Below are 8,156 nucleotides of genomic sequence, written 5' to 3' on the forward strand. Positions count from 1 at the left end.
GCTGGCCCGCCCCCCCCGCGCCGCGCGGGGGGGCCGCCGGGGCCGCGCCGGCGGCGGGCGCCCCGCCCCCCCCCCCCCCCCACGGGCGGGGGTGTCGTCTAACCGAGTTGGTCCCCGGTGTAGCGGTAGATCACGTTGCCGGAGTTGACGCCCCACACGTTGCCGTCGATGCCGGCGCCGATGTCGCTCAGGGTTCCGGGGATCTTCACCCACGGGTTGGCGTCGTGGTTGGTGAAGCGGTAGACGCTGCCGGCGGAGTCCAGGCCCCAGACGTTGCTGCGGGATCCGGCGGAGATCCGGACCAGGCTGCCGGTGATCTTGACCCAGTGGTTCGTCGAGGCGTCCTGGTCGCCGATGTAGCGGAAGATCTCGTTGCCCTTGTTGACCCCCCACACCGTGCCGTCGGCGGCGACGCCGATGTCGCTGAGGACCCCGGGGATCTTCACCCACGGGTTCTTGTCGTCATTGGTGTACCGGTAGACGCTCCCGGCGGAGTCCAGGCCCCACACGATGGTTCGTGATCCGGCGGAGATCCGCACCAGGCTGCCGGGGATCTTGACCCAGTGGTTCGCCGAGTCCCGGTCGCCGATGTAGCGGAAGATCTCGTTCCCGGCGTTGACCCCCCACACGGTGCCGTCGGCCGCGGCGCCGATGTCGCTCAGGACCCCGGGGATCTTCACCCACGGGTTGTTGTCGTCGTTGGTGAAGCGGTAGACGCTGCCGGCGGAGTCCAGGCCCCACACGATCGTTCGCGACCCCACCGAGATCGCCGTGAGACTTCCGGTGATCGTCTTCCAATCGGCCATGTCGAATCCTCCCCTTGGCGACGGACGTTCACCGGATACCTACGGGCCTCACGCCCCGACCAAACGGTCTGATCACCGAATGGCCGAAACGATCACCCCAGGATTCACCCCACCACCTCGATCACTCCAGGTACACGACCGGACACGCGGAGCCGTCCGCGTGGGTCATGGCTGAAAGACCCATCCCGCGAACGAGCGACTGGACACGACCGACCGCGTGTGCCGCCCGTCGCGTGAAACCCCAGAGCACCCACGCACGCCCCGGACCCGGACGGCTCGAAGCCCCCGACGCCTACGCGACATCGGCCCCGGCAGACGCGCGGCCGCGGCCAACCCCCTTCACGGCATCCGAGCGCGACCGCGACCGACACGTCCCGACGGTCAGCCGAGGCCGCCGTTGGTGTGGAGGGTTTGGGCGGTCAGCCAGCGGGCTTCGGGGCCGGCCAGGAAGGCGATGACGTCGGTGATGTCGGTGGGGAGGCCGAGGCGGCGTAGGGGGGTTTGGGCGGGGACGGCGGCCAGGACCTCCGGGGGGTTGGCCGCGTTGAGGAGGTCGGTGTCGGTGGCGCCCGGGGCGACGGTGTTGACGGTGATGCCCCGTGGGCCGAGTTCGTGGGCGGCGACCCTGGTGAGTTGTTCCAACGCGCCCTTGCTTGCCGCGTAGGCCGCGATGCCGGGGGCCGGGCGGAGGGTGTTGAGGGTGGAGATGTTGACGATGCGGCCGCCGTCTCGCATGTGGCGGGCCGCGTAGCGGATGGTCAGGAAGGGGGCCTTGGTGTTGACGGACAGGACGTGGTCGAAGTCCTGTTCGGTCAGCTCGGCGATCGGGGTCGAGGCGGTGCCCGTCGCGGCGTTGTTGACCAGGATGTCCAGGCCGCCCAGGTGCTCGTCGGCCGTGGCCATGAAGGACTCCGCCGCGCCCGGCTCGCCCAGGTCGACCCGTACCGCCCGGGCCCGCCCGCCCGCCGCCTCGACCGCCGCGACCACCGCCTCGGCGGCGGCCTCGTCGCGGACGTAGCCGAACACCACCTCCGCGCCGTCCCGGGCCAACCGCTCCACCACCGCCCGCCCGATCCCGCGAGAGCCTCCCGTGACCACGGCCGACTTGCCCTTCAGCGCCGACATGACATACCTCCGATGGGTCGGATCGCCGGTTTCGGTCGGAGCTTGCGCCGCGGGCGGGTCTCGGAAACTCAGTCGCGCAGGACGGCCGGGGACAGGGCGTGTGGGATCAGGAGGCTCGGGCGGCCCGTTCCGTCGGCACGCGCGGTCCAGATGTCGCCGCGCAGGTCGCCCGGAAGGCTGTACACGACCTGGGCGTCGTCGAGCCATTCCGCCTGGTCGTCGAGGGTTCGGGTCTCGGCGAGCGGGGTTTCCACGTTGGTGGCCAGGTTCAGTACGAACAGGTGCCAGGGGCGGTCGGCGTCCGCGCCCGGGACCCGCTTCTTGTACGCGACGCGCGTGCCGTCGGGGGACAACGACGGGCACTCGGCGTTCTCGCGCACCGTGCGCAGCGTACGGGCGGCCACGTCGCCGCGCGCCAGCCACGTATGGCCCCCGGTGGCCACCGTCGCGTAGAAGGTGTTGTCGTCGGCCGCGAAGGTCACGCCCCACACGTTGACGTCGGGAGAGCGGACCGTCTCGTCGCCGCGGCGCAGCGTGTACGACTCCAGGTTGTCGTCGAGTCGGCCGCCGCGGGTGTCCAGGATCGCGGTCCGGGTGGAGAAGTTCAGGCCCGCGTACGACTCGCCGTTGACGAACGACGTCCACGCGACCAGTCGGCCGCTCGGCGAGACCCGGGCGCGCGAGGGCGTCCCGGCCAGCGCGCGCCGGCCCGTCTCGCGCAGGTTCGTGTCCAGGAGCACCGCGTCGTAGGTGCCGAGCGCCGACCGGGCCGGTTGCAGGCACACCCCCGTGCCGTGCGCGGCGTGGAAGACCAGGCAACCACGCGTGGCCACGGTCCGCGGCTCACCGGGGTGCGCCGCGTCGACCGCCGCGAGGTGGTCCCGGCCGCCGTCGGCGGCGGTGCTGCGGAACACGATCCGGCCCGGACGGTTCAGGCTCAGCGCCGTGTAGTCGCCTTCCCGCCCCGCGCGTGCGTCGCCCGCCGCCCGCAGGGTGTACAGCACGGCGAGGCCGACCAGGAGGGCGGTGACCACGGTGAGCACGGTCAGGCGCGCGGTGCGGGTCATCGGGAAGCCCCCTTCGAGTCGGCCGAAGCCCCGGCGCCCGGGGCGAGCGTGCCGGCGGCCAGGAGCGCGACGGCGGCGAGCAGGGCGAGGGCCAGCCCGGCGGCGGCGAGCAGTACGGCGGTGTGCGGGCCGTACACGGTCCACGCCGCGCCGAACCCGGCCGCGCCGAGGGCCCGTCCGCCCGCCTGCCCGGTTTGTACGAACGCCAGCGCCCCGCCGCGCAGTTCCGCCGGCGCGGCCGGTGCGGCGAGCGCCATCAGGACGCCGTCGGTGCCCGCGTAGAACACCCCGAGCAGGGTCGGGATCGCCACGATCAACACCCGGTCGGGCAGCGGCGCGAGCAGCGCCAGGTAGCCGCCGAGCAGCGCGACATGACCCGCCAGGAAGACCCGGCCGCGCCCGTACCGATCCCCGGCGGTGCCGGCCGGGACCGCGCACAGCAGGAAGACCAGCGCGGTGCCCAGCGGCAACAACGGGAACAGGTGCGGCGACAGGTCGGTGCGCCGTTGCAGCAGCAGATACACCATCGCGTCCCCGACGGTCGCCGCGCCGAGCAGCAGCGCGGCCGTACACACCCGGGCGAAGCCCGGCACCCGCAACACCGCCGCCGCGTCGCGCAGTCGCACCGGCTCGCGCCGCACCCCGACCTTCCCGGTACCGGCCGCCGGGTCGCGAACGAACAGGAGCAGTACGAGCAGCCCGAACGCGGCGAAGCAGAAGCTCAGGACGAACACCGCGTCATACGCGTCGGCCGTCACCCACAACACCGCGAGCGCCACCGGCGGTCCGAACAGCGCCCCGGCCGTGTCCATCGCCCGATGCACCCCGAACGCCCGTCCCTGCGCGGCCGGCGGCGCCGCCATCGAGATCAGCGCGTCGCGCGGCGCGGTCCGCAGCCCCTTGCCGGCCCGATCCGCCGCGAGCACCCCGCCGATCGCCGTGACCCCGCCGGCGGCCGGCAGCAGCAGTTTGCACCCCGCCGAGATCCCGTAGCCGACCGCGGCGACCGTGCGATGTCGGCGGAAGCGGTCGGCGACATGCCCACCGAGCAGCCGCGATGCCGCGGTGGCGCCGTTGTACAGGCCGTCCAGCATGCCGAACGCCATGGGGGAGAGCCCGAGTCCGAGCACGAGATATACCGGGAGCACCGCGGTGACCATCTCCGCCGAGACGTCGGTCACCAGCGAGACCACGCCGAGGACGAGCACCACGGGCGCGACCCGCCGTACACCACGGCCGGCCGACGGTGGCGGCACCGGCGGCGCCTGCCCCCTCCGATCACGCGCACCGGACGCGAGGTCGGCGGAACGACTGGACGACAGATACATCCGGGACCTCCGGGCGGCCGGGCACGGGCAAAAGGGAAGGAAGTGGTGGGCGTCGAGAGCTGGTTCGAGCCCTCGACACCCACCCGCTCGACGCGTCGAGCGATCGGAATCGACTCAAGGCCGGAACTCGCCCACCATCAGAACCAGTTCACGGTCCAGCGAAACGCGGCGTCGGCTTTCGCCCCGGCGGAATCGGTGACGCCCACCTCGGTGGCGAACGTCCCCACACCCCACGCCCGACCCGAGATCACACACGTCGACGCGTTCAGGAACACACCCGCCGGCAGATTCCGCCCGACACACGAATACGGCGCCGTCCCACCCGAGACCCGAAGGGCCAGACTCACCTCCTGGTTGAACTTCGACGTCTGCGCACCCGGATCGGCGATCGCCACGGTCGACGGACCCGGACCACCGTCGTCCCATACCTCGGTGATCGGGGTCGCGGTCGCCGCCTGGCCGGAGCGCCGGGTGCCGTACATGTCCTCGAAGGTGCGCAGCAGGCTGTAGTGGTCCTTGCGGCCCGCATATCGACCCGGCTTGACGTGCGCGCCGTACAGGATGGTCGCGATCCGGTTCTCGCTGCGGAAGTTGTCCTCGTCCCACGTGACCACCAGCAGGCTGTTGTGCGTCTTGGCCCATTCCGCGTAGCCGCTCAGCCTGTTCCGGGTCCAGGTGTCCCCGGTGGAGATCCCGCACGCCGGGTTGAACAGGCGGTCGTGCATGTCGTTGCACAGGTTGGGCACCACGTAGGACACCGTGGGCAGGGCGGCGTAATCCGTCGGGAACGCGGTCATCGGATACGTGGTGGCCGCGGGCACGTTGGCGAAGGACAACCACGGGTTGTGCTTGCGCGCATACGAACCACTCGTACACGCCCCGGGATCGGACGCCGACCAGTCCTCGTTGTAACTGCCCCACGTGGCACCGACGTCGATCAGCTGCCGGCCGAGGTTGTCCGTGCCGTACGGCGAGCCCGGCGGCGGACACTCGTCGCCGGTGACGCCCTGGGTGGAACCGGAGAACATCGCCAGGTAGTTGGGTTGACTGGGGTGCGTCTCGCCGTGGAAGTCGGTCAGGGAGGCGCCGCCGGCGGCCAGTTGGTTGAGATACGGCGCCTGCGAACTGCCGATGATCTCCTCCTGGTTGGCGTTCTCGTGCACGACGACCACCACGTGGTCGTAGCGCGGGATCGCGGCGGCGGCCGTGCGAGCGGCCGGCACCCGCTCGGACGGGCCGGCCGAGGCGGGAGCGGTGATCCCGGCGATCGCACCGAGTACGACCCCGACGGACAACGCGACGAGGGTGGTGGATCGGGGTTTGCCCCGGGCCGTCGACCGGGACCCGGATCGGAAGTGGGCCATGACCTGGCGCCTCCTTGGCGTGGACGAAGCGGAACCGCAGCGTGGATTCGGCGCCCGGACGAAACAACGCCCGCCGCGCACGGGGGAGTCGGCCCCGACCGCCCCACGGGAGCCGGATTCGGCTCGGCGCAAGGCGCCTGAACTGGCCGAAGGCACGCCGGTTCGGCCGGTCGACGCGGCGGTCGGCGGCCGTACGCCGACCCGGCGCGCATGCATCGATGCCCAAGCGGTGCGCCGCCGGAGCAGCCATGTCGTTCCGTCATGAATGCATGCCGGACCGGCATTGGACGCGGGTGAGAGCGGCCTCATCTCCTGGAAACATGAACAGATCACGCTCCGCGACCGCCCCGCGCATCGCCCGAGCCGCCGCCGCGCTCGCCACGGTCCTGGCCACGGCGGTCGGCATCACCCCCGCACACGCCGCCGACCCGCCCCACGTCCAGTGCACCCTCGCCGACACGCGCATCGGCGAATCCAGCGGCCTGGCAACCAGTTCCCGGCATCCGGGCATCGCCTACACGCTCAACGACAGCGCAAACGCACCCGACGTGTTCGCGATCGACACGAGCACCTGCCGCACCGTCGCGGTGTTGCACGTATCGGGCGCGACCAACACCGACTGGGAGGCGATCTCGGTCGGCACCGACGACGCGGGCAACCCCGCGATCTTCGCGGCCGACATCGGCAACAACTTCGGCACCCGGACCCAGGTGACGCTGTACCGCATCGCCGAGCCCGCGACGCTCGCCGATGCCACCGTGCCGGCCACGAGCTTCCCGCTGCGCTTCGCCGACGGCGCGCACGACGCGGAAACCGCGCTGATCGACCCGCGCGACAACCGCCTCTACGTGGCGAGCAAACTCTTCGGCTCGCCCGGCTCGCTCTACCGGGCGCCGTCGCACCCGCGCAGCGACCAGGTCAACGAACTCACCCGGGTCGGACCGGCACCGGACATCGCGACCGACGGCGCGTTCGCGCCCGACGGACGCTCGTTCGCGATCCGCAACTACTGGGACATCACCGTGTATTCGGCGCCCGGGCGGCAACTCGCCAAGTTCGCCGCGCCGAGCACGACCCAGGGCGAATCGTTGATGTACGCCCCCGACGGCAAGTCGCTGTACGTCGGCTCCGAAGGCGCGAACAGCCCGCTCTGGGTGGTCCCGTTGCCTCCCGAGGCGATCCCGGGTGGTCCGGGTCCGTCGTCCGTGGCGAAAGCCGACGCCGCGTTTCGCTGGACCGTGAACCGGTTCTGATCCACAGTCGTAGCGAACGGATTGCAACGAAGCGATTACCCGATCCGTCCACGGCGCACCGGTCGAACCGTGCCGGTCGCAGCGCAACGCGGCACCGCCGGGCGGGCCGGCGCGGTGTTCGGGGCAGTCGCCTCGGGTACCGCGTCGGTCCGCGCGGTCGCTCCGTCATCGATGTCGCGCCCCGTTTCAGTCGCCCCCCGGCACCACGTCTCACCCTGGAGGAACACCATGGTCGACAGGCACCGTGCGGCACACCGAACGCCATCGCGCACCCGGGCACACGAGCGGGTCGAAATCCTGCTCCCGGGCGGAGGCATCGATTCCCCGTGACCCTCCAACAGTTGCGCTACCTCATCGCCGTCGCCGAGCACGGCAGTCTGACCGGCGCCGCGCAGGAGTTGTTCGTCGTGCAGCCCGCGCTCTCCCGGTCGTTGCAGAGCCTCGAACGCGAGCTGAACGTCGTCCTGTTCGCCCGGGTCGGCCGGGGCCTGGTGCCCACGGCGGCCGGGGCCCAGGTGATCAACCTCGCGCGCAAGGTGCTGCGCGGCGTGCAGGCGATCAAGGACCTCGTGCACATCCAGGAGCCGACGCACAGCGGTACGGTGCACCTCGCCGCGACCGCCACGCTCGCGATCGAGTGCACGAGCTGCCTGCTGCCCGGACTGGCCAAGCAGTACCCGGAGTTGCACATCGTGGTGGATCGACAGGACAGCCGGGAGGCGCTGTTCGCGTCGCTGCGTTCGGGCGCGACCGACATCGCGATGGTGGACCTGCCCGCGCCCGGCGGCTTCGAGGTGTTGCCGCTGCGCTCGTACGAGGTGGTGCTGGTCTCGCCGAAGCACACCCGGCTGCCGGATCCGGTCTCCTGGACGGACCTGGAGGAGTTGCCGATGATCCTGCCGTCCCGGCGCAGCGCGCGGCGGGCGGACTTCGAGATGTTGTTCGCCACCGCCGGGGTGCGGCCGACGGTGGCGATGGAGACCGACGACCGGGGGGCCTGGATCCCGTGCGTGGTGGCCGGGCACGGCTCGGTGCTCTGGTACGCCGACCTGGCCCAGCCGTTCGCGTCGAGCGTGGCCGTGCGGTCGATGAGCCCGAGGCTGATCCGGACGGTCGGAATGGTGCGCGGGCGCGGTCCGCTCAGCCGCGAGGTGCGCACACTGCTCGACTACTCCCGACGCCAGGGGGTCCAGGAGATCGAGTACGTGTGAAC

Annotated in this window: 7 protein-coding genes; 2 read left to right on the forward strand and 5 right to left on the reverse strand. The window is 71.7% G+C overall.

Annotated elements, in window-relative coordinates; translation table 11 throughout:
* Positions 1 to 98 precede the first annotated feature (98 nt).
* The 5 genes from ACFRCG_RS45110 to ACFRCG_RS45130 all read right to left on the reverse strand — a co-directional run bounded on the left by ACFRCG_RS45110 (position 99) and on the right by ACFRCG_RS45130 (position 5,690).
* Positions 99 to 806, reverse strand: coding sequence for a tectonin domain-containing protein (locus tag ACFRCG_RS45110; RefSeq protein WP_379995704.1), 708 nt, complete (start codon positions 804 to 806; stop codon positions 99 to 101).
* Positions 807 to 1,187: 381 nt separating this feature from the next.
* Complete coding sequence (locus ACFRCG_RS45115) at positions 1,188 to 1,931, reverse strand: SDR family NAD(P)-dependent oxidoreductase (RefSeq protein WP_380042483.1); 744 nt, start codon at positions 1,929 to 1,931, stop codon at positions 1,188 to 1,190.
* A 68-nt stretch (positions 1,932 to 1,999) separates the two neighbouring features.
* A complete protein-coding gene (locus ACFRCG_RS45120) occupies positions 2,000 to 2,998 on the reverse strand; it encodes a TolB family protein (RefSeq protein ID WP_380042484.1) in 999 nt (332 codons plus the stop codon).
* Complete coding sequence (locus ACFRCG_RS45125; RefSeq protein WP_380042485.1) at positions 2,995 to 4,326, reverse strand: MFS transporter; 1,332 nt, start codon at positions 4,324 to 4,326, stop codon at positions 2,995 to 2,997. The genes ACFRCG_RS45120 and ACFRCG_RS45125 overlap by 4 nt, the downstream gene beginning before the upstream one ends.
* 137 nt (positions 4,327 to 4,463) lie before the next feature.
* Entirely contained in the window at positions 4,464 to 5,690 is a 1,227-nt protein-coding gene (locus ACFRCG_RS45130) for an alkaline phosphatase family protein (RefSeq protein WP_380042486.1), read from the reverse strand.
* 320 nt (positions 5,691 to 6,010) lie between these two features.
* On the opposite strand from ACFRCG_RS45130, the gene ACFRCG_RS45135 reads away from it, so the two are divergent.
* Both ACFRCG_RS45135 and ACFRCG_RS45140 read left to right on the forward strand, forming a co-directional pair.
* Entirely contained in the window at positions 6,011 to 6,943 is a 933-nt protein-coding gene (locus ACFRCG_RS45135; protein ID WP_380042487.1) for a hypothetical protein, read from the forward strand.
* Positions 6,944 to 7,269: 326 nt separating this feature from the next.
* Positions 7,270 to 8,154 (forward strand): LysR substrate-binding domain-containing protein, encoded by an 885-nt coding sequence (locus ACFRCG_RS45140; protein WP_380042488.1) that lies wholly within the window; start codon positions 7,270 to 7,272, stop codon positions 8,152 to 8,154.
* Positions 8,155 to 8,156 lie beyond the last annotated feature (2 nt).

Origin of the sequence: Embleya sp. NPDC056575 (assembly GCF_042793325.1) — a bacterium.
Taxonomy (GTDB): Bacteria; Actinomycetota; Actinomycetes; order Streptomycetales; family Streptomycetaceae; genus Embleya.

Bases quoted from the DNA above. Each gene is read 5' to 3' on its own strand.
- ACFRCG_RS45110 (WP_379995704.1), bottom strand. From the start codon at position 806: ATGGCCGATTGGAAGACGATCACCGGAAGTCTCACGGCGATCTCGGTG.
- ACFRCG_RS45115 (WP_380042483.1), bottom strand. From the start codon at position 1,931: ATGTCGGCGCTGAAGGGCAAGTCGGCCGTGGTCACGGGAGGCTCTCGC.
- ACFRCG_RS45120 (WP_380042484.1), bottom strand. From the start codon at position 2,998: ATGACCCGCACCGCGCGCCTGACCGTGCTCACCGTGGTCACCGCCCTC.
- ACFRCG_RS45125 (WP_380042485.1), bottom strand. From the start codon at position 4,326: ATGTATCTGTCGTCCAGTCGTTCCGCCGACCTCGCGTCCGGTGCGCGT.
- ACFRCG_RS45130 (WP_380042486.1), bottom strand. From the start codon at position 5,690: ATGGCCCACTTCCGATCCGGGTCCCGGTCGACGGCCCGGGGCAAACCC.
- ACFRCG_RS45135 (WP_380042487.1), top strand. From the start codon at position 6,011: ATGAACAGATCACGCTCCGCGACCGCCCCGCGCATCGCCCGAGCCGCC.